This is a genomic window from Pseudomonas monachiensis (genome assembly GCF_047345015.1).
GTDB lineage: Bacteria > Pseudomonadota > Gammaproteobacteria > Pseudomonadales > Pseudomonadaceae > Aquipseudomonas > Aquipseudomonas monachiensis.
The window spans coordinates 3,728,375-3,749,446 of record NZ_CP178857.1; the positions used below are offsets into that span (position 1 = coordinate 3,728,375).

Below are 21,072 nucleotides of genomic sequence, written 5' to 3' on the forward strand. Positions count from 1 at the left end.
TTACTGGCAACTCGATATCCATATGCCAGCATCGCACTCCCAATGATTCCTGGCAGTGTGATTTTTTGATGTGAAACATCAGCAATCACAACTCGTGAACAGACGTTCAATCGAGAAATTAGTCGCTGCGCACGTACTCCCGTGTATATCCGGGTAGTCGTCGCGCAGTGTTCAAGGACGATGTACCGATGACTCAGACGTTTTTTGATGTTGAAGCATTGATCAAGCTGCGAAGCCAGACCCGGGCCATTTCCGATGCGCTCAAGGCGCAGGCTTCGGACTACCTGGCGACCCTGGCTTTGCTGATCCGTCCGCAAGCGTTTTTCGGTGAGTACCTGCAGGGTGCGCAACGCAGCAGCGGCCGCGAAACCCAGCACCACTTCAAGGAACTCAAGGAGCTCTACGACCGCATCGGCTCGGGTGCTCCGTTCCAACTGGTCAACGAACTCGAAGTGCCCCTCAACCTGCTCAGCACCACTCCGCAACTGTTTGCGCTGGAGTACGACAAGGTGCTGTCCCAAAGCGGCCAATCCATTCGCATCACCAGCCCCGTGCGCTGGGTGGTGGGCTTCAGTTCGTTCGACCTGGCCCGTTTTCGCACCGTCATCAAAGACCCCAATCGCAGCAGCGCCGAACTGTACCGCTTCGTGGTGCATTACCTGGTGCTGTTCTACTGCCTGAGCAAGTCGCCCGGCATCAGCCGCCTGCTCGAAGGCCTGCGTTTTCCCGTCAGTTTCGAACGCTTGAAGGAGTTCGGCGACCTGCCCTTCTGCGTCATCAGCTCGCCGGTTCGCTCGCAACTGCCCGACGAGGCGGTGATCCGCAGCAGCACCCAGATCGCCGGCAACACCAGCTTCGAAGAGCTGGTGGGCCACGCCAACATCATGGAAATGAACGATGAAATCCGTCAGCGCCTGCTGCTGACGATCGAAGGAATGTAACGCGCCCGGCCAGGCATTGGACCGACACGCAAACGACTTGCAGCGAATTGATCGCACAGGAGATCACGATGGCGAAGAAGGAAAGTACCCAGCACAAACTCGACCGCGTTCGCGCGCCTCGGGTCCATATCACCTACGACGTGGATATCGGTGACGCTCAGGAAAAGAAAGAGCTGCCCTTTGTCGTCGGTGTGCTGGGCGATTTCTCCGGCAACCCGCTGGAGCCGCTGCCGAAGCTCAAGGACCGCAAGTTCATTTTCATCGACCGCGACAACTTCAACGGCGTGCTCAAGGGCATCAAGCCGCGCCTGACCTACCGCGTCGACAACACCTTGGCCAAGAACGGCACGCAGCTGGGGGTCGAGCTCAACTTCAACGCCCTCGAAGACTTCGAACCGCAGAACGTGGTCAAGCAGGTCGAGCCGCTGCGCAAGCTGCTGGAAGTGCGCAACAAGCTGGCGGACCTGCGCAACAAGATGGGCGGCAACGACAAGCTCGAAGAGCTGCTGATGGACGTGTTGCAGAACACCGAGAAGTTGAAAACCCTGGGCAAGGAATTCGGCCGTGAAGCCGCCGTTCCAGCCACCGACGGCAAAGCGTAGGAGCCTGACGATGAACGACAAGCAAACCGTGACTCAACAGGACAGCACGCTGGTTGAAGTGGATAGCTTCACCGCGCAATCCTCGTTGCTCGACAGCATCATTTCGCAAAGCCGCGTGGCCCGCTCCGAGACCGAGCGCACCCGCACCCGCGACCTGATCGGTGAATTGGTCAACCAGATCCTGGAAGGCGAAATGACGCCGAGCAAGGACCTGATCGCCGTGCTCGATGCGCGCATCGCCGAGATCGACGCGATGCTCTCCGAGCAGATGAACGAGATCATGCACGCCAGTGAGTTCCAGCAGCTGGAAGCGTCCTGGCGCGGCCTGAAGTATCAGGTCGACCAGACCGAAACCAGTACCACGCTGAAGATCCACCTGCTCAATGCGTCGAAGAAAGACCTGGTGCGTGACCTCAAGGCCGCTTCCGAATTCGACCAGAGCGCGCTGTTCAAGAAGATCTACGAAGAAGAATACGGCACCTTCGGCGGTGCACCGTTCGGCATGCTGTTGGGTGACTACGAGTTCAACCGCAGCCCGGAAGACATGTACCTGCTCGAAGAGATTTCCCACGTCGCCGCGGCCGCCCACGCACCGTTCATCTCGGCGGCCTCGCCTGAGCTGTTCGGCTGGGATTCGTTCACCGACATGTCCGGACCACGGGACCTGGCGAAGATTTTCGACACCGTCGAATACGCCAAGTGGAAGTCGTTCCGCGCCTCCGAAGACTCCCGTTATGTCGGCCTGACCCTGCCCCACGTGCTCGGTCGCCTGCCTTACGGCCCGGATACCACGCCGGTCGAGGAATTCAACTTCGTCGAAAGCGTCGATGGCCGCGACCACAACAAATACCTGTGGATGAACGCCGCCTACGCGCTGGGCACCCGGGTCACCGATGCGTTTTCCCGCTACGGCTGGTGCGTGGCGATCCGTGGTGTCGAGGGTGGTGGCCTGGTGGAAGGTCTGCCGACCCACACGTTCAAGACCGATGACGGTGAAATCGCCCTCAAGTGCCCGACCGAAATCGCCATCACCGACCGCCGTGAAAAAGAGCTGTCGGACCTCGGTTTCATTCCGCTGGTGCACTGCAAAGGCACCGACTACGCCGCGTTCTTCGGCACCCAGTCGGCGCAGAAGCAGAAGCAGTACAACACCGACATCGCCAATGCCAACGCCCGGCTTTCCGCGCAGTTGCAGTACATCTTCGCCACCTCGCGCATCGCCCACTACATGAAGGCGATCATGCGCGACAAGATCGGCAGCTTCGCCTCGCGCAAGGACGTCGAGCTGTTCCTCAACAAGTGGCTGTCGAGCTACGTGCTGCTGGACGACACCGCGAGCCAGGAAGCCAAGGCCAAGTTCCCGTTGCGCGAAGCCCGCGCCGAGGTGTTCGAGGTGCCGGGCAAGCCGGGGGTGTACAAGGCCGTGACCTACCTGCGCCCGCACTACCAACTGGACGAGCTGACCGCTTCGTTGCGCCTGGTCGCTGAATTGCCGCAATCGACCCGCGGCTGATCGGGCACATTGCCAGGGAGGCACCATGACCAGTCAACACAAGCTGTTGCCATCACTGCTGGACCGATTGCTGGACGATCGTCCGCATCAGTCCATCGAAGCGTCATCGCAGCGCTTGTGTTCGCTGGCCGATTACAAGGCCAGCATCGTTCGCGACCTGGAAATCCTGGTCAACACCCGCCAGTCCCTGGTCGCCAACGAGCTGGACGGTTTCGTCAACCTGAGCGGCAGCATCCTCGACTACGGCATGCCGGATTTCACCAGCCGCAGCGTGCTTGATCCGAAGGATCGCCTGTTGATCCAGCGGCAACTGGAGAAAGCGATCACGGTCGGCGACCGGCGCTTTCGCAGCGTCAAAGTGCAACTGCTCGCCCAACAGACCGGCCAACGCATGCTGACCTTTCGCGTGGACGCGGTCCTGCGCCTGCAAGACGTCACCCGCCAGGTGTCCTTCGACGCGGTGCTGCAGGTCAACACCCAGGAATACAAAGTGCAGAACCTCAACTGATGCTCGACGATCTGCTGCCCTATTACGAAAAGGAACTGTCGCACCTGCGCTTTTTGGGCCAGGAGTTCGCGAGCCAGTACCCGAAAATCGCTTCGCGGTTGCTCATCGAGGGCGATAACTGCGAAGACCCGCATACCGAGCGCTTGATCGAGGCCTTCTCGTTCCTGTCGGCGCGGGTGCACAAAAAACTCGACGACGAGCTGCCGGAAATCGTCGAGTCGTTTCTCGAGGTGCTGTACCCGCATTACCTGCGCCCTACCCCGTCGATGTCGATCGTCGAATTCAATCTGGGCAAGCAGGAAAAAGTCACCGAAGCCTTCCGTGTGCCCCGGCATACCGAACTCAGCGCCAACCCGATCGATGGCGTGGTGTGTAAATTCCGCACCTGCTACCCGGTCGAGCTGTGGCCGGTGTCGGTGCAACAGGCATCGTTTATCGAGATGGAACGCTCGGCGTTCAACGGCCACAGCGCTGACCTGGTCGCGCGCCTGCGCATCGGCCTGGTGGCGACCTCCGACGTGTTGTTCGGCAAGCTGGAACTGGACCGCCTGCGGTTCTTCCTCGACGGCGAAAGCACGTTGATGCTGCAACTGTACGAATTGCTGTTCAACAACCTGGCCAAGGCCACGCTGACCTTTGAAGATCAGGGGCGCACCCGCGAGGTCGTCTTGCCGGCCAACGCGTTGAAAGCCGTCGGTTATGGTCTGGACGAAGGCCTGGTGGACTACTCCGAGCGCTCGTTCCTCGGCTACCGCCTGCTGCACGAATACTTCACCTTCCCCGACAAATTCATGTTCTTCGACCTGTCGGGTTTTGCGCGGATTCTGGCGGGCAAGGACGTCGAGAAAGTCGAGGTCAATTTCTACTTTTCCGACTACGACCTGAGCGACCGCCTGGCGCGCCTGACGCAAAACATCGGGCGCAATAACTTCAAGCTCAATTGCACGCCGATCATCAACCTGTTCCGCCAGCAGGCCGAGCCGATCAAGTTGACCCACGCCCAGCACGAATACGCAGTGACGCCGGATGTGCGCCTGCAAGGCTCGGCCGAAGTGGTGTCCATCGATCGCGTGCGGCGCGTGCGCAAGGTCGGCGGCATCGATCAGGTCGGCACCTGCCATCCGTTTTTCGAACCTCGTGGCGATCAGGGCCCGGGCCAAAGCTTCTGGATTGCCCGGCGCCGAGCGGTACAGAGCGGCCAGCGCGATGGCTCGAACGTGTTTATCCGGGTGGTGGATCGCGAGCTGGGGTTGATGGAGGCCAACAACGATGCGTTGAGCATCCGCCTGACCTGCAGCAACCGTGACCTGCCCCTGATGTTGCCGTTCGGCGGCGAGCGCGGCGATTTCAATATCCCCGGTAACTCGGTGATCAAGGACATCCGCTGCCTGCGCAAGCCCACCGCCACCGCGCGCGTGCCCTTGGGCAACGGGGTGATCTGGCGGCTGATTTCGCACCTGTCGCTGAACCACATGTCGCTGGTGTCCCGCGGTCGCGAGGTGCTGCTGGAGCTGTTGTCGCTCTACAACTACCGCAACGTGTCGGCGATCCGCAAACAGATCAACGGCATCGTCTCGGTCAGCAGCGAACCTGTGGTCGCGCGCATCGGCCACCCGCGGCCGAACTTCGTGCGCGGCGTCGGCATCACCCTTAATTTCGATGAAAGCCAGTACACCGGCAGCGGTGTGTTTTTGTTCGGCATGGTGCTCGATCACTTCTTTGGTCAGTACTGCTCGATGAACAGCTTTACCCAATTAACCCTTCGCACCTTGCAGCGCGAAAAGAGAGTCGTCCAATGGCCACCGCGAACCGGCGATCAACCCCTGGTCTGATCGACCAGGCACGGGCTGAGCCGCACCGATTCGAGTTTTTCCAGTTGGTGCGCTTGCTTCGCCTGCATTACAGCAGAACCGGGCGCATGGACCTGCAAACCCGACCGCACGAAGACCCTTTGCGTTTTCGCTCGCAGCTGTCGCTCAACTTCCCGGCCAGTGAAGTCAGCGATTTGCAATTCGAGCGTGAAGGCAAGGTGTCCGTGGCCGGCCTGCCGCTGTCCGAGATGCAAGTCACCTTCATGGGGCTGGTCGGGCCGTCGGGCGTGTTGCCGCGTCCGTACACCGAGCTGTTGATCGAGCGGCACATCCAGTACCGGGATGACGCGGCCCATGCGTTCCTCGACATCTTTTCGCACCGCATGACCACGCTGTTCTACGAGGCCTGGCAAAAGTACAAGTTCTACATCGAGTACGAACGCAACGGCACCTCGGATTTCGACCGCTACCTGCTCAACCTGGTGGGTTTCGGCCCCGAAGCGCAGAAGCAGAAATTCGACAAACAAGGCTCGCCCCTGCGCCGTGAATTGTTCAGCTATTTCTCCGGCCTGTTCGCCCAGAAGCCACGCAACGCGTTGAACCTGGAAGTGATGCTGGCTTTCTATTTTTCGCTGCCATTCAAGGTCAAGCCGTTTGCCGGTCGCTGGCTGAAACTCGACGCCAGCCAATGCACGCAACTGGGGCGCAAGAACGCCGTGCTCGGGCAAAGCGCCGTCGCCGGCAATCGGGTCTGGGACTATCAGTCGTGCGTGCGCATCGAGATGGGCCCGCTGGAACTGGCCGACTATCAACGCTTCCAGCCAGGCACCGAGGACTACCGGAAGCTGGTGGAACTGGTGCGTTTCTATGTGGGCGCGGAACTCGATTTCCAGTTGGCGCCAAAGCTCAAACCGCAGTCCGTACCCGTCGCCCGCCTGGGTCGCCAGGGCAATCTTTCGCTGGGCCGGCTCGGCTGGCTCAAACGACCAGGCGTCGACGTGGAACCCTCCCGTTGCGCGCTCTTCCACATTCCTTTTGATGGGATCTCCCTGTGAACCTGAAGTCCCTGTTCGCCAAGCTCAACGACACCAGCCGTACCGCCACCGAAAGCGCCGCGGCACTGTGTCTGTCGGAACACCACTACGATGTCGAAATCGAGCACCTGTTGTTGCAATTGCTCGACGGCCACGACAACGACCTGCCGGCCATCCTGCGTCATTACGACGTGGTGCCTGAGCGCTTGCAGGCGCAGTTGGTGACGGCACTGGGGACGTTCAAGAAGGGCAATACGCGCACCCCGGCGCTGTCGCCGCACCTGACCCGCATGATCGAACAGGCGTGGGTCCTGGCCTCCATCGAGTTCGGCCAGGCACAGATCCGCACCGGTCATCTGTTGCAGGCTTTGCTCGATGACGACGAACTGCGCCGGGTGGTGATCGCGGGGGCGGCCGAGCTGGAGAAGATCAACGCCGACGATTTGCGCGTGAACCTCAACGCCTTGGTGGAAGGCAGCGCCGAATCGGCCCTGGCCAAACCGCTGGGCACTGCAGAAGCCGCCAACACCAGCCCGGTCAAAGGCAACGGCAAGACACCGGCCCTCGATCAGTACACCATCAACCTCACGCAAAGCGCTCGCGAAGGCCGGATCGATCCGGTACTGGGTCGCGAGTTCGAGGTGCGGCAGATGGTCGACATCCTCACCCGCCGCCGCCAGAACAACCCGATCCTCACCGGTGAGGCTGGCGTCGGCAAAACCGCCGTGGTCGAAGGCCTGGCCCTGCGCATCATCCAGGGTGACGTGCCGTCGGTGCTCAAAGGTGTCGCCATCCATACCCTGGACCTCGGTTTGTTGCAAGCCGGTGCCGGGGTGAAAGGCGAATTCGAAAACCGCCTCAAGTCAGTCATCGAAGAAACCAAGCGCAGCCTGCACCCGATCATTCTGTTCATCGACGAAGCGCACACCCTGATCGGTTCGGGCGGCCAGGCCGGGCAGAACGATGCCGCCAACCTGCTCAAGCCAGCCCTGGCTCGCGGCGAATTGCGCACCATCGCGGCGACCACCTGGGCCGAGTACAAGAAGTACTTCGAGAAAGATGCCGCCCTCGCCCGTCGCTTCCAGGTGGTGAAGGTCGAAGAGCCGGACGAAGACAAGGCGATCCACATGCTGCGCGGCCTGCTGGCCAAGATGCAGGAACATCACAAAGTCACGGTGATGGACGAAGCGCTGGTGCAGGCCGTGCGCCTGTCCAATCGCTACATCACCGGGCGCCAACTGCCGGACAAAGCCGTCAGTGTGCTGGACACCGCTTGCGCCCGGGTCGCCCTGGGGCAATCGGCACAGCCGGGGCCGCTGGAAGACTGCAAGCGCCAGATCGACAATCTGCAGGCGGAGATCTCGGTACTGCAACAGGAAGCCGCCAAAGGCAGCGACCATGCCCGCCGCCTGACCGCCCTCAACACCGAACTGCTGAGCGAACAGCAGGCCCGCGATGCCCTCGAACAGCAATGGCAACGCGAGCTGCAACTGGTGGAAAAACTCGGCGCCCTCAGCCATCCGGAAAATCAGGCACCGGATACCCAGGAGATTGCCGCGGTGCGCGCCGAACTGGCCAGCGTCCAGGGTGAGCAACCGCTGGTGCATGCCCTGGTGGATGGCGGCACCATCGGTGAAGTGATCTCCGGCTGGACCGGCATCCCGCTGGGCAAGATGCTGCGCGACGAAATCGACACCGTGCAGCGCCTGCCGGCATTGCTGGGCGAACGGGTGCTCGGCCAGGACCACGCACTGCAGGAAATCGGCAAGCGCATCAAGATTTCCCGCGCACGCATGGAAGACCCGAACAAACCGATCGGCGTGTTCCTGTTGCTCGGCCCGAGCGGCGTCGGCAAGACCGAAACCGCACTGGCGCTGGCCGACACCCTGTACGGCGGCGAGCGTAACGTCATCACCATCAACATGTCCGAGTACCAGGAAGCCCACACCGTCTCCAGTCTCAAGGGTTCGCCTCCGGGTTATGTCGGCTATGGCGAGGGCGGCGTGCTGACCGAAGCCGTGCGGCGCAAGCCTTACAGCGTGGTACTGCTCGATGAAGTGGAAAAGGCCCACCCGGACGTGCTCGAACTGTTTTTCCAGGTGTTCGACAAAGGCGTGCTGGATGACGGCGAAGGTCGCGAGATCAACTTCCGCAACACCGTGATCATCCTCACGTCCAACACCGGCACCGACCGCATCATGCAGTGGTGCCTCAATGCCCAGCCGCAACCGACGCCGGAAGATATCGTCGAAGGGCTGCGTGACGAATTGAACCAGGTGTTCAAGCCGGCCTTCCTCGGCCGCCTGACCATCGTCCCCTACTACCCGGTCAAGGACGCGATTCTGGAGCGCATCGTCGCACTCAAGCTTGCGCGCATTCGCCAGCGCTTCGAGCGTAATCATCAGGCTGTCCTGAGCTATGACGAGGCGCTGGTCAAGGCCATTGCCTCGCGCTGCACGGAAGTCGACAGCGGCGCCCGCAACATCGACAACATTCTGTCCAAGACCCTGATGCCGGAACTGGCGCAACGGGTGCTGGAGCGCATGGCGCAGGACAAACCGATTCAGAGTTTGAACATCGAGTTGGGCAGCGACGGCGATTTCGCCTATCGCCTGAACTGATCGGGCATTTACAGGTAGTGGTCATGGACAAGAGATATTCAGGGAAGCGTCCCGCGAAAACGGCATTGGCCAAATGCCTGACGGCGGTGGCGATGATGGCGGTACTGAGCGCCTGTGGCGTCACCGACCGGGTCGGCAAGCGCGTGGACGACACGTGGGCCGGCGACATGCTGTTCGACGACAACGAGAAAGTCATCCTGACGTCCGACGGCGGTAACCAGCTCAATCCCGACGCGTCCGGCAAACCGCTTTCGGTGGTGCTGCGCGTGTACCAGCTGACGTCGCTGGAGCGCTTTGCCTCGGTGGATGCCGACTCGCTGTGGGACGACCCGCAAAAGGCTCTCGGTAATACGCTGATCGAAAACCGCGAAATCACCCTGTTGCCGGGCATGGGGCAAGTCGACAAGTGGCCGCTGAACAAGGCGGCGGGCTATGTCGGTGTCGCGGCTTTTTTCCGCACCGACGAGAACAGCCACTGGAAGGTCGCGTTTGATGCCAACTCCCTGCGCAAGGACGGCATCTGGTTCTCCTCCGACGGTCTGCGGGTGCTGGTGGACAACAACACCGTGTCCGCCGTCAGCGGTGTCGATGTCCTGGACAAACCCAAGACCCAGGAGCAACTGGCTAAGGCCACCGCCCAGCCCGACCCGTCTGCCGAACCGACACTGACCGAACGTGTTCAGGACGCCGTGGTGCAAAAGGTCCAGGACAAAGCCGTTGGCTCTGCGCAAAAAGCCGTGGACTCGAAATTGAATTCATTATTGGAAGGCGCTCAATGAGTAAGCAAAGCCGGGTGATGTGGTCCGAAGGCATGTTCCTTTTGCCACAACATTTCCAGTATCAGGATGAGTTCCACCAGCATCAGCTGGCGCAGGCGACCCTGCGCAACACGCCTTTTCACTGGGGCGTGCAGTTGCTGGAAGTGGACGAGGAAGCCCTCGCCACCGGCTCCCTGCAACTCAAGCGGCTGAAGCTGGTGTTTCCCGACGGCAGCCTGTTCGACGCACCGCAGCACGACCCGCTGCCGGCGGCTCGTGACTTGAAGGATTTGCTCAAGGGTAACGACCTGAAGGTCTACGCCGCGCTGAAGCTGCCGGAGCCCTTCGGCCTGAATTACGTCGAAGACGGCCAGGAACAAAAGACCGGGCGACGCTTTCGCAAGCAGTTCGACACCTTGCCGGACCTCAACGAAGGCGACCTGGAAAACGAAATCACCAGCCTGCGCCTGAACGTGGTGATGCTGATCGACGGCGACAACCTCGATGGCTACACCTGGTGCCCGATTGCCCGGCTGTCGCGCAACAACATCGGTGGCTTCAACCTCGACGGGCATTTTGTGCACCCGACGCTGCACCTGGGCACCCACGACACCCTGATCGGACTGGGCAAGCGTTTGCTCGGCGCCCTGCAATCCAAGAGCAAGGCGCTGTCGGGCCGTCGTCGCGAGCGCGCGGACCAGATCGCCGAGTTCGGTTCCAGCGACGTGACCCTGTTCTGGCTGTTGAACACGGTGAACCGTGCCCACCCGGCCCTGGCCCACCTGCTCGCGCATCCGCGCCTGCACCCCGAGCGCTTGTATCTGTTCCTGGCCGAACTCGCCGGCGGCTTGCTGACGTTCTCGCTGGACACCCAGCTCAACGACATCCCCGAGTACGACCACCACGACCCGGCGGCCTCGCTGGTCAAGCTCGACGAAATGATTCGCGTGCTGCTCGACAACGTGGTGCCGAACCAGTGTGTGGTGATCAACCTGACCCAGACCAAACCCTCGTACTGGCAAGGGCAGTTGCACGACTCACGACTGGCGGAGGCGGACTTCTACATCTCCGTGCACGCCGACATGCCGGGGGCGAGCCTGCTGGAACTGGTGCCGCGAGCGTTCAAGGTCGGCTCGCCGGAAGACATCGAAGTGGTGGTCAACAGCGCCATGCCGGGGGTCACCCTCAATCACTCGACACGCCTGCCCAATGCGATTCCGGTGCGACTGGACAATCACTACTTCTCCATCGAACCCCATGGCCGGGTGTACGAGCGAATGATGAGTGCCCAGGCCATCTCTTTCTATGCGCCCAGCGCGTTCACCAACCTCAAGCTTGAACTGATGGCGGTACTCAAATGACCGAAGCCGTACTGCAAGGCGCCGTTGCGGCCGCCCGTGAAAAACCGACCCTCAAAGATCTGGTGCAGGATTTCATCAGCATGGCGCTGATCGTGCGCAAGGGTCGCCAGGTGACTTCGGTCAGCGCCTTCGAGGCGAGCGTCGACACCTTCTTCAAGGCGCTGGAACGCGATGCCCGTGGCGCCAACTACAGCGTTGAACAGGTGAAAGACACCCAGTACGCCCTGTGTGCCTTCCTCGATGAAAGCGTGTTGCGCTCCGGGGACAACGAGTTGCGCCGGCACTTTGAATTGCAGCCGCTGCAGTTCCGCTATTTCGGCGTGCACCTGGCCGGCGAAGGTTTCTTCGAAAAAATCGATGCACTGCGTGGCGACGTCAAACAGAACCTCGACGTGCTCGAGGTTTACCACCTGTGCCTGGCCCTGGGTTTCGAAGGCAAGTTCAGCCTCGGGCAAAAGGACCAGCTGCGTTACCTGGCCAATACCCTGGGCCAGGACATCGCGCGCTTTCGCAAGACCCCCAAGGCCCTCTCGCCTGACTGGGCGTTGCCCGACCAGGTCTCGCAGATGCTGCGCCATGAGGTGCCCCTCTGGCTCTACCTGGCACTGATTGCGCTGGTCTGCGCGGGTGTCTACCTGACGCTGGACTGGTTGCTGGGCAAAGACCTGGCCGCATTGTCCGAACAAATCAGCCAGCTGTTCAGTGCCTGAAAACAGGTCAGGTAATCGAGTCAGGAAGACATGAAGACATTATTGCGCTCGTTGAAAAGTTTTTGGTTCCTCGTTCCCGTCCTGTGGCTGGCGAGCGTGGCGGTCTGCTGGTTCGTGGCCCCGCACGTGAGCTGGCTGCGCGGTTATGCGCTGGAGGCAATGGCGATCGTCAGCGCCTTCTACCTGCTGATCATTGTGCTGCGTCAGTACAAGCGCATCCGCGCCGAGCACAACCTTGAAAACCTGGTGCAGATCGAAGTCGATCGTTCGCTCAAATCCACTGGTGAATTCCGCGATCAGCAAGTGCTGCGCGAACGCCTCAAGCATGCCATCGCCATGCTGCGCGCCGACCGTTCGGCCGGTGGCGGCGGTTCGTCGGCGCTTTACGATTTGCCGTGGTACCTGGTCATCGGCATGTCGGCAGCGGGCAAGACCTCGTTGCTGACCCGTTCGGGCCTGTCCGCAAGCATTGCCAGCAGCGCCAATGACACCCAAAGCGGCACCCAGCATTGCGATTGGTATTTCAGCCCCGAGGCCGTGATGATCGACACGGCCGGTCGCTACCTGCGGGACGACCCGTCGGCCAGCGAATTCGCCGCCTTCCTGCGCATGCTGAAAAAGCAGCGCAGCAAGGCCGCGGTCAACGGTCTGGTGTTGGTGGTGAGCCTGCCGGAACTGCTGGCGTGCAGCGCCGCCGAGCGCAACGAACTGGCCGCCCAACTGGTGTCGCGCATCGAGGAATACAACGATTGCCTGGACGCCAGTCCGCCGATCTACCTGATGCTGAGCAAGACCGATCAACTGCCGGGCTTCAGCCAGGCATTTGAAGGCCTGGACCTGAACGAGCGCCAGCAACCGCTGGGCATGACCTTCGGCTTGTCCGAGATCCGCAACCAGGGCTTGCGCCCGGTGCTGGATGCCAAGCTGGCCAACCTGCACGGCCATATTCGCCGTCACGTCGACGCCCAGATGATTGCCTTGGGCGCCGATGCCAACAGCGCCCTGCTGAACTTCCCGAACTATTTCGCCGAGCTGTCGGGGGTGCTGGAGCAGTTTCTCCAGCACTTCGCCGAGACCGGTCGCAGCGGTGCGCCACTGTTGCTGCGCGGGCTGTATTTCACCAGCGCCTTGCAGACCGACCAGCAGTTGAGCCAGGTGTATGAAGACGACCTGGCCGAGTCGTTTGCATTGCAAGCGGAACATGAGCAACCGCAGCCAAGCAGCGGCAAGAAAATCAGCGACCGCAGCTACTTCATCACCGATACGTTCCGTCGGGTGATCTTCCCCGACCGTGACCTGACCCTCTATCAGTCGCGCCTGGGCAAGAACACCTCCGCCAGCCCTGCCCTGCTGGGCCTGGCGGTACTGGCCGGGGTTGCGTTCATTGGCTGGCAAGGCCTGTCGTTCCAGAACAACCGCCAATGGCTGGCCACATTGCGCGGGCAACTGACCGAGCTGCAACAGTCCCCGGAGCGTGCCGGGTTGCTCGCTTCGGGCCAAGGCCTGGAACTGCTGCACGAGCAACTCTCGGCCATCGAGAAGCACCGTGCCAAAGGCGTGCCGCTGCAACTTGGCGCAGGCCTTTATCGTGGTGATGACATCTACCGCGTCGCGCAGGCCGCCTACTTGCAGCAACTGCGTACCCAGGCGCTGGAACCGGTCACCTTGCAACTGCAATTGCAGATGCGCGCCTTCAATGAGTTCGCCAAGACCATGGATGCGCAGAACAGCTTTGTGCCTGCGTCAAACAAAGCCGACTCGCTCAAGGCCCGCGTGCAGGGCCAGAAACTGCCGGTGCGCTTGAACAACCTGCCGCGCAGTGGCGGTGATGTTGCCAGCCGCCTGACCGGTGCCGCCAAGGGTGCCGCCAACAAGGCACGGGGGGACGCGCTGACGGCACTGCGCAACCCTGCCACCGCGAGCGATGCCGCTGATTTGTCGGCGACCACCGGTGGGCTTTCGCTGTCCGAGGAAATGCTCGGCCGGCTGGATGAGCGGCAAGTCGCGTCCATCATCGAGTCCTACAACGCGCTGAAGCTCTACCTGATGCTCACGCAACCGGGCACCCATCCAGACCCTGAATTCGTCGGCGCTGCATTGCCGGTGGCCTGGGCCAATACTGCCAGTGCCGACAATCCTGTCAGCACGGCGGTGATTCAGGACAACTCGCCGGTCTATGTGCAATTGCTCAAGAATGGCCAGGCACCGACCTTGTCGCGCAACGAGCAGCTCATCAGCGAAACCCGCAACAGCCTCAAGTCCTTCATGATTTCCAGCTCGCTGGTGGACCGTGAATACCTGCGCCTGCAACTCGAATCCGGCCGTCAGTTCCCGGCCGTTGGCTTGAGCGACCTGGTGCCAATGCCCGGCCGCCAGTTGCTGTACGGCACCGAAGCGGTTCCGGCGATTTTCACCCGCCAGGGCTGGGAGCAATTCGTCAAGCCAGAGCTGATCAAACTGGTGTCGGGCAACCTGCAAAACGAATCGGACTGGGTGCTCGACGGCGAAGGCGCCGACAGCATCGTGCAGAAGGCCAACTTCATCCGTGAATTCATGACGCGCTACAAGCGCGACTACACGCAAGCCTGGTACACCCTCATCGACAGCGTCGGTATTCGCCATTTCACCGACATGGCCAATGCGACCCAGCAACTGTCGCTGCTCAGCGACGTGCAGAACTCGCCGGTGAAAATCCTCCTGGCGGCGGTCAACGACAACACCCAATGGGATGTCCCTGCCCCTCGCGAAACCCTGCCAGCGGGCATCAAGCCCGATGACGGATTCTGGAGCAGCGTCACCGGGATTTTCGACGGGAAAAATGCATCGCCAAGCACGTTGACTTCACCTTTGCCAGCGGTCGACGACGGCAGCCTGGCCAAGCGCTTCGAGCCAGTGTCGCGGGTGTTTGCGGTGCAAAACGCCGAAGGCGCCGACAGCACGATCATGGACCGTTACCTCGCGGCCCTGCGCAAACTCAAGGTGCGGATGAACAATATCCAGCGCTCCCAGGACGTTGGCAAAAGCAGCAAGCAGCTAATCAGCGAAACCCTCGAAGGGCTGCCAAGTGAAGTGACCAGTGTGCGCAACTATGTCGAGACCACCGTCGACACCAGCCAGGGCGGTCTGTCCACTTCGTTGCAAGGCCTGTTCAGCTCACCGATCCAGTTTGCCTGGGAAACCCTGCGCGACCCGGCTGGCCAGCAGATTGCCAAAGCCTGGGCACAGCAGATTGCCAAGCCGTGGGAACAGGTCATGGCGCACCGTTACCCGATTGCGCCCGGCAGCCGCAACGAAGCGTCGGTCAAGGATCTGCAGCGTTTCGTCGACCCCGAATCCGGGCTGCTGCCGAACTTCAAGCGCAACGAAATCGGCAATCTGTCCGGTGGCGAAGGCCTGGGGATGAGCAGCAACAGCAAGGCAACGCCGCTGGTCAACCCGAACATGGTCAACAGCATCGACAAGGCCAGCTCGTTGGGCCAGGTGATCGCCAGCCTGTCTGACCGCGACAACGGCTTCGAGATCATGCTCGAACCTTCCGCCAACCTGACCGACATCATCTTCACCCTCGACGGCCAGGTGCAGCACTACCGCAACGGCAAGACCAGCTGGAGCCGCTTCTCGTGGCCGGGCACGACCACCACGCCGGGTGCTCGCCTGGATGTGGTCACCCTTTCCGGCGAACGCATCACGGTGTTCGACTACCCGGGCCGTTGGGGCCTGCTGCGGATGAACGACAGCGCGCGGGTCAACGATCTGGACGGTATCCAGCAACGCTTCAGCTGGAACACCAGCAGTGGTCCGGTCAGCCTCGCCGTGCGCAACTACGGCGGCGTCAAGCTGACGGACCTGGCCAACGTCAAGGCATTGAGCGCGCTCAACGCCAAAGAAGGTCAAGCGCTGTGAGCCGCCGAACCTTGAGCCTGGGAACCGCCCAATGATCGGTTGTTTCGGCAAGGTGCCCGCGAGCCCGGACTTCGTCAGCCTGCAAGGTGCGGGCGACGACGTCTGCGAGTTCGATAGCTGGCTGCAAGGCGCGCTGGCCGCCCTGCAGCATCGCGAAGACTGGCGCGAACTGTTCGACGGGTTGCCGCTGTGCTTTTTCAGCTACCGCGCACGCAGCGGCAACTGGTTGCTGGGCGGGCTGATCAGCTCGAGGGATTCGAGTGGACGGCGCTATCCGTTTTTCATTTTCCAGACCCTCAAGGCCAGCGAAGCCGAGCCTCTGGTCAATCCGTTCACCCTCGGCGAATTGTTCAGCGGGCAGATCAGGCCGTTGCTGCACTTGGCCGTCCAGGGCGAAAGCACCTCGGTGCTGTTCGACCGCATCAAGGCCCTGCGCCCGTTGCAAGGCCAGGACTTCGAGTTGTTCCGGCGCGTGCATGACAAGTTCCTGGTGAACTTCAACCTGCGCGATATCAGCACCGCGCTCGAAGGCGCCTACCCGGAATTCGTCACCAACGCCGTGTTGACCCGGCTTCAAGCCCTCAGGCGGCACCTGGCTCATGCGACGCCCATCGGCATCGCCCTGCCCTTGCCGGCGGAACGGGGCTTGAAAAATCCGACCGCCGATCTGTGGGTCACCTGGCTGACACAAATGACCCCGGAACGTGCCGTGCCGCAGATCAGCCTGCTGGCGGACGACTTCATGCGTCCCCGGCTGATCTGTTTTGCATCGCGTCAGACCAGCGACGCCTACCGCGTGCTGACAGGCATCAGTGACCGTTCGCAGAGCTACGACGTACTGGCGTCCTTCGATGCCTTTGACGAGCACCACCGCACACACGCCTTTCCCGAAATCGACCGCCCTCTGGGTGACGTTATCGACCGTTTTGTCGATGCCCTGGATTCGAAGCCTGTATGAACAAGATCAAGTATTACTTCTTGCGCTATCAACCCTACATCCTGGGGGTGTGCTTTTTCCTCACGATCTTCGTGGTGTGGGGCCTCGGGCGTGCATTTGATTTCAGTTCGCTCAACAGCCTGCTGACCGGCATCGGTGTGTTCCTGGTGCTGTCCGCCGGTTATGTGCTGCTGCTCTATCGGGGCGTGTCCCGGCATCACAACCTCGAAGGCCTGCTGCGCGAGGATGCCGATCAGGCGGTGTTGAACGCGAGCCCGGCGGATCGCGAAGAAGTCAGCCTGTTGCGCGAGCGTCTGTTGCAGAGTATCGAGCGCTTGCACAGCAACAAGCCACGGGGCAGCAACCCCAAGGATGCGCTGTATGCCCTGCCCTGGTACCTGGTGGTCGGTCAGCCAGCAGCGGGCAAAAGCACCATGCTCTACCAGTCGGGCCTCAACTTCCCTTACGCCGAGCGTGAGGGCGTGCGAGTCGCCGGTCTGGGTGGCACCCGCAATTGCGACTGGTTCTTCAGCTCCGAAGCCGTGCTGCTGGACACCGCCGGCCGCTACATGAACAACCAGGAAGAGGCCGGCAAATGGCGGGCCTTCCTGCAACTGCTGCGCCAGCATCGCCAGCGCCGACCGCTCAATGGCCTGATCGTCACCGTCAGCATCCACGACATCCTGCAAGCCTCGCTCGAAGATCAGGAGCGCATCGCCAAGCGCCTGCGCGAACGCATCCAGGAAACCCATGCCCTGCTGGAAGTGCGCCTGCCGGTGTACCTGGTGTTCACCAAGTGCGACCTGGTGCCGGGTTTTGCGCCCTTCTATCGCCAACTCGATGAAACCGCACGCGGCGAAGTCATGGGCAAGACTTTCTCCCACAAGGGCTATGAGCAGGCCGACTGGGGGCAGCGTTTCGGCGTCGCGATGGACGAGCTGGTCAGCTATTGGCACCAGGTGGCGAGCCAGCAGTTGGTCACTCAAGACATCCAGATCACCCGGCAGGATTCGGCGGTGTATCGGTTCCCGCTGGAACTGGCAGCCCTCAAGCCACGGCTTCAGCTGTTCGTCGATGCCCTGTTGCGCGCCAACCCTTATCAAAGTGCGGAACTGCTGCGCGGCTTCTATTTCACCAGTGCACTGGACGCAGACCAGCCGGAACTGGGCGGACACGCACGTCAGGTGACCGAGCGCTTTTCCCTGGAAGGTGATCGGGAGATCGCCAACGGTCACGCGCAGACGCGCCCGTTGTTCATCAACAGTCTGTTCCGCAAGGTCATCATTCCCGACCAGCATCTGGTGGCGCTGTACACCACCAACCACCGCGAGCGTCGGCGCCGGGCGACCTGGATCGGCGGTGCCGCACTGGTCGCGGTGCTGCTGTGCAGCCTGTTGGGCTGGTCATACGTCAACAACAAAAACACCCTGCAAAGCCTCTCGGCAGAACTGACCCAGGCTGGCATCGACAACCGTTCTGTACCCGCTCAGTACACCGATTGGCAAACCCTCGATCGCCTGCGCTTCTGGACCGCGCACTACTACGCGCAGCATCACGACGAAGGTGTGCCGCTGCGCATGCGCCTGGGGCTCTATCAAGGCCACAAGGTAGAACCACTGGTGCGCAGCCGCTACTTCGACCGCCTGGAAAGCGTGATGCTCAAGCCCACGGCCGACAACCTGACCCGCTCGTTGTATTTGCTGACCACGCTCAAGGTCTATCAGCGCAACGCCAAAGAGTTGATGCCCGTGACCGGCGTGGACAGCGTCGAACCCAAGGCCCTGCCCAATGACAACCGGGCGCAATCCATCGCCGGTTTCGGCAAGGCAACGCTGGACACCTACGTCATGTTGTCCCGTGCACAACGGGAAAAGGCCGACCCGGCGTTCCTGAAAGCGAAAATCCCGGATTACTGGTACCCGGCGATTGCCCGTCAGGTCGGCAATGCCAGTGTCGCCGCTTCGGACTATGAGTTCGCCAGCCGTCAGATCAATTTCTACAGCGACCAGATCCACGAGCCGGACGTGCCGCGGATCCTCGACAACGCGTTCCTGATCTCCAGCTCGCGAAACTACATCAACAGCCTGCTGACCCAGTCGTTGCGCTCGATCGAAACCATCACGCTGGAGTCGGACACCCTGTTCGCTTTCGCCCGTGCGGACTTCCAGAGCCTGAAGACTGAAGGCCAGAGCCAGCTCAGCGCGATCGCCGGCAAGCTGCTCAGCACCCCGAACATCGGAAAAATCATTATCGCCGGGCACGCCGACCAGCTCGGCGATCCCCAGGGCAACCTGCAGGTTTCCAAACAGCGGGCACAAACCATCAAGACCTACCTGGTGGGCAAAGGCGTACCCGGCGAGCTGGTCGAAGCCGTCGGCGAAGGCAGCAACAAGCCCTTGGTCAAGTGCGACATGCAGCAGCCAAGGGCCCTGCTGATCCGCTGCCTTGAGCCTAACCGGCGAGTAGAAATCGAAGTGCGGGCACTCAACTGAGCATGCGCGCCTTGTGAAGAAATACCGGTATCCGGGTCATCTCGACGAGAGGCCCGGGCCGGCATAAGACACCTCTGTTGATTGTTTCGAAGAGGTTAAAACGAAGGGCTGCGACCTGTTTGCAGGTGACATCCCTTTAAATGAAGGTAAGGAGAAAATAGAAATGGCATTTGACGCATACATCCAGATCGACGGCATTCCAGGTGAAGTTCTGGACGACAAACACAAGGATTGGATCGAAGTGCTGGGCTACGAGTACGGCGCAACCCAGGCGACTTCCGCGACGGCCAGCTCATCGGGCGGTGCTTCGTCGGAGCGTGTTGCGTTGAGCGACTTCAGCATCCGCAAAGCCGTGGACAAGGCTTCCGCCAAGCTGTTCGAAGCCTGCTGCAAAGGCACGCACATCGCCAAGATCCAGTTGAACGTGAACCGTGCCGGTGGTGACAAGGTCACCTACCTGACCATCAACCTGGAAGAAGTCGTGGTGTCGTCGGTCAAAGCAGTCGCCGGTGGCAGCCAGAACGGTGAAGACAAATCGGTTGGCGATCTGCCGATCGAAGAAATCAGCTTCAACTTCGCCCGCATCAAGACCACCTACACCCAGCAGAGCCGTGCCGATGGCCAGGGCGGCGGTAACGTCACCGGTGGCTGGGATCGCACCGCGAACAAGGTTTTCGCATAACACCGTTGCAATGACGGGCCGCGCACGCGGCTCGTTTTCGGCACCGTGCCTGCCCGGCGGGCGCGGTGTTCTTTTAGTCTGATCAGAGTTTCCCATGTCTGAATTTCTCAACGACCTTTCGCTGGCCGAACTGACCGCGCCCATCAATGAGGGGAGCGGCGAAGACCTGAGCTTTTCCACCTTGTTCGATCAGGTGAAAGAAGCACGGCGAGCAGACCCCGATTACCTGACCCAGGGTGACTGGCAAACCGATCTGAAGTCATCCGACTGGGATCTGACCCTCACCCTGGCAGCCCAGGGCCTGGCTCGACAGAGCAAGGACCTGATGCTCGTCGCCTGGCTCAGCGAAGCCCTGGCGCACAAGTACCATTTCACCGGTATCACCTTCGGTCTGACCCTGGCCGAACGCCTGCTGGACAATTTCTGGACCGGCCTCTTCCCTTCCCTCGAGGATGGGGTCGATGAACGCGCTGCCCGCCTGGCGTGGATGAAAACCACCCTGACGGATGTGGTGGGCGGACTGCCGATCACCCAGGGCCAACAGTACGGCCTGCTGCGTTATGACGAATCCCGGCATGTCGAAAACCTGGCGTTGCAGAACCCCCAGGCCATGCGCGCCGCCCTCGACGAAGGCAAGATCAACGCCGAGGTGTTCCAGCGTTCGGTGGTGCTGACCGACTCCGATCACCTGCGCCAGAAAGCCAGCGAAATCGCCGCCAGCCTGAAGGCCTGCCAGCAACTGCAGAGCACTGCCGACAGGCTGTTCGGCCACGACGCGCCGAGTTTTGCCGGGCTCCATGACGTGCTGTCCCGCGCCGGGCAACTGGCCGAGAAACTGCTAAAGGATCGCGGTATCGAACTGAACCCGGCCCCTGTCGCGCCCACCCCGACCGTCGCCGAAAGCGCTGGCGCACAACCTGCAGGTGCCGCAATGACCCAGACCCAGCAAGACATCCCCGTCACGCCGCTGCGCACCACTCCGCAAACCCGCGACGAAGCGTTCACCCTGCTGGCTGGCATCGCGCAGTTCTTCAAGCAGACCGAACCCCAGAGCCCCGTCCCCTACCTGATCGAACGCGCGATCAAATGGGGCAACATGCCGCTCGAGGGTTGGCTCAATGATGTGATCAAGGACAGCAATGTGGTGGACAACATTCGCGATGTGCTGGGGACCAAGGAGGCGAAGTCCTGATGAGCTA

General features: G+C 61.3%; 15 protein-coding genes. All 15 read left to right on the forward strand.

Annotation, left to right across the window (positions count from 1 at the left end):
* Positions 1-188 precede the first annotated feature (188 nt).
* The 15 genes from ACMDB8_RS16745 (at position 189) to tssA (ending at position 21,065) form a co-directional block, all read left to right on the forward strand.
* Complete coding sequence (locus ACMDB8_RS16745) at positions 189-941, forward strand: hypothetical protein (protein WP_056723983.1); 753 nt, start codon at positions 189-191, stop codon at positions 939-941.
* Positions 942-1,009: 68 nt separating this feature from the next.
* A complete protein-coding gene (tssB, locus tag ACMDB8_RS16750; RefSeq protein WP_007978739.1) occupies positions 1,010-1,543 on the forward strand; it encodes a type VI secretion system contractile sheath small subunit in 534 nt (177 codons plus the stop codon).
* 10 nt (positions 1,544-1,553) lie between these two features.
* On the forward strand, positions 1,554-3,056 hold the full coding sequence (gene tssC, locus ACMDB8_RS16755; protein ID WP_056723981.1) for a type VI secretion system contractile sheath large subunit: 1,503 nt from the start codon (positions 1,554-1,556) through the stop codon (positions 3,054-3,056).
* 25 nt (positions 3,057-3,081) lie between these two features.
* Entirely contained in the window at positions 3,082-3,564 is a 483-nt protein-coding gene (gene tssE, locus ACMDB8_RS16760) for a type VI secretion system baseplate subunit TssE (protein ID WP_034150988.1), read from the forward strand.
* The gene (tssF, locus tag ACMDB8_RS16765) at positions 3,564-5,396 is read left to right on the forward strand and encodes a type VI secretion system baseplate subunit TssF (RefSeq protein ID WP_409079353.1); all 1,833 of its coding nucleotides are present in this window, start codon (positions 3,564-3,566) and stop codon (positions 5,394-5,396) included. The genes tssE and tssF overlap by 1 nt, the downstream gene beginning before the upstream one ends.
* Positions 5,360-6,430 (forward strand): type VI secretion system baseplate subunit TssG, encoded by a 1,071-nt coding sequence (gene tssG, locus ACMDB8_RS16770; RefSeq protein WP_056723977.1) that lies wholly within the window; start codon positions 5,360-5,362, stop codon positions 6,428-6,430. Before tssF ends, tssG begins: the two co-directional genes overlap by 37 nt.
* Positions 6,427-9,030 carry a type VI secretion system ATPase TssH gene (gene tssH, locus ACMDB8_RS16775; protein ID WP_056723975.1) on the forward strand — a complete coding sequence of 868 codons (2,604 nt, stop codon included), beginning with the start codon at positions 6,427-6,429 and terminating at the stop codon, positions 9,028-9,030. Before tssG ends, tssH begins: the two co-directional genes overlap by 4 nt.
* 23 nt (positions 9,031-9,053) lie before the next feature.
* Positions 9,054-9,809, forward strand: a complete 756-nt coding sequence (gene tssJ / locus ACMDB8_RS16780) for a type VI secretion system lipoprotein TssJ (protein WP_082562940.1) — start codon at positions 9,054-9,056, stop codon at positions 9,807-9,809.
* Positions 9,806-11,149, forward strand: coding sequence for a type VI secretion system baseplate subunit TssK (tssK, locus tag ACMDB8_RS16785; RefSeq protein ID WP_409079354.1), 1,344 nt, complete (start codon positions 9,806-9,808; stop codon positions 11,147-11,149). The genes tssJ and tssK overlap by 4 nt, the downstream gene beginning before the upstream one ends.
* Positions 11,146-11,859, forward strand: coding sequence for a type IVB secretion system protein IcmH/DotU (icmH, locus tag ACMDB8_RS16790; RefSeq protein WP_409079355.1), 714 nt, complete (start codon positions 11,146-11,148; stop codon positions 11,857-11,859). Before tssK ends, icmH begins: the two co-directional genes overlap by 4 nt.
* A gap of 30 nt (positions 11,860-11,889) precedes the next feature.
* Positions 11,890-15,762 carry a type VI secretion protein IcmF/TssM N-terminal domain-containing protein gene (locus tag ACMDB8_RS16795; protein WP_409079356.1) on the forward strand — a complete coding sequence of 1,291 codons (3,873 nt, stop codon included), beginning with the start codon at positions 11,890-11,892 and terminating at the stop codon, positions 15,760-15,762.
* 31 nt (positions 15,763-15,793) lie between these two features.
* On the forward strand, positions 15,794-16,720 hold the full coding sequence (tagF, locus tag ACMDB8_RS16800; RefSeq protein ID WP_056723967.1) for a type VI secretion system-associated protein TagF: 927 nt from the start codon (positions 15,794-15,796) through the stop codon (positions 16,718-16,720).
* Complete coding sequence (gene tssM / locus ACMDB8_RS16805; RefSeq protein ID WP_056723966.1) at positions 16,717-19,191, forward strand: type VI secretion system membrane subunit TssM; 2,475 nt, start codon at positions 16,717-16,719, stop codon at positions 19,189-19,191. The genes tagF and tssM overlap by 4 nt, the downstream gene beginning before the upstream one ends.
* Before the next feature lie 163 nt (positions 19,192-19,354).
* Positions 19,355-19,873, forward strand: a complete 519-nt coding sequence (locus ACMDB8_RS16810; RefSeq protein WP_034150979.1) for an Hcp family type VI secretion system effector — start codon at positions 19,355-19,357, stop codon at positions 19,871-19,873.
* A 94-nt stretch (positions 19,874-19,967) separates the two neighbouring features.
* A complete protein-coding gene (gene tssA / locus ACMDB8_RS16815; protein ID WP_056723964.1) occupies positions 19,968-21,065 on the forward strand; it encodes a type VI secretion system protein TssA in 1,098 nt (365 codons plus the stop codon).
* The last annotated feature ends 7 nt before the right edge of the window (positions 21,066-21,072 follow it).

Coding starts and splice junctions, on each gene's coding strand:
- tssC (WP_056723981.1), top strand. CDS start 1,554: ATGAACGACAAGCAAACCGTGACTCAACAGGACAGCACGCTGGTTGAA.
- tssG (WP_056723977.1), top strand. CDS start 5,360: ATGGCCACCGCGAACCGGCGATCAACCCCTGGTCTGATCGACCAGGCA.
- tagF (WP_056723967.1), top strand. CDS start 15,794: ATGATCGGTTGTTTCGGCAAGGTGCCCGCGAGCCCGGACTTCGTCAGC.
- ACMDB8_RS16810 (WP_034150979.1), top strand. CDS start 19,355: ATGGCATTTGACGCATACATCCAGATCGACGGCATTCCAGGTGAAGTT.
- ACMDB8_RS16795 (WP_409079356.1), top strand. CDS start 11,890: ATGAAGACATTATTGCGCTCGTTGAAAAGTTTTTGGTTCCTCGTTCCC.
- tssE (WP_034150988.1), top strand. CDS start 3,082: ATGACCAGTCAACACAAGCTGTTGCCATCACTGCTGGACCGATTGCTG.
- tssA (WP_056723964.1), top strand. CDS start 19,968: ATGTCTGAATTTCTCAACGACCTTTCGCTGGCCGAACTGACCGCGCCC.
- tssJ (WP_082562940.1), top strand. CDS start 9,054: ATGGACAAGAGATATTCAGGGAAGCGTCCCGCGAAAACGGCATTGGCC.
- tssM (WP_056723966.1), top strand. CDS start 16,717: ATGAACAAGATCAAGTATTACTTCTTGCGCTATCAACCCTACATCCTG.
- tssF (WP_409079353.1), top strand. CDS start 3,564: ATGCTCGACGATCTGCTGCCCTATTACGAAAAGGAACTGTCGCACCTG.
- icmH (WP_409079355.1), top strand. CDS start 11,146: ATGACCGAAGCCGTACTGCAAGGCGCCGTTGCGGCCGCCCGTGAAAAA.
- ACMDB8_RS16745 (WP_056723983.1), top strand. CDS start 189: ATGACTCAGACGTTTTTTGATGTTGAAGCATTGATCAAGCTGCGAAGC.
- tssB (WP_007978739.1), top strand. CDS start 1,010: ATGGCGAAGAAGGAAAGTACCCAGCACAAACTCGACCGCGTTCGCGCG.
- tssK (WP_409079354.1), top strand. CDS start 9,806: ATGAGTAAGCAAAGCCGGGTGATGTGGTCCGAAGGCATGTTCCTTTTG.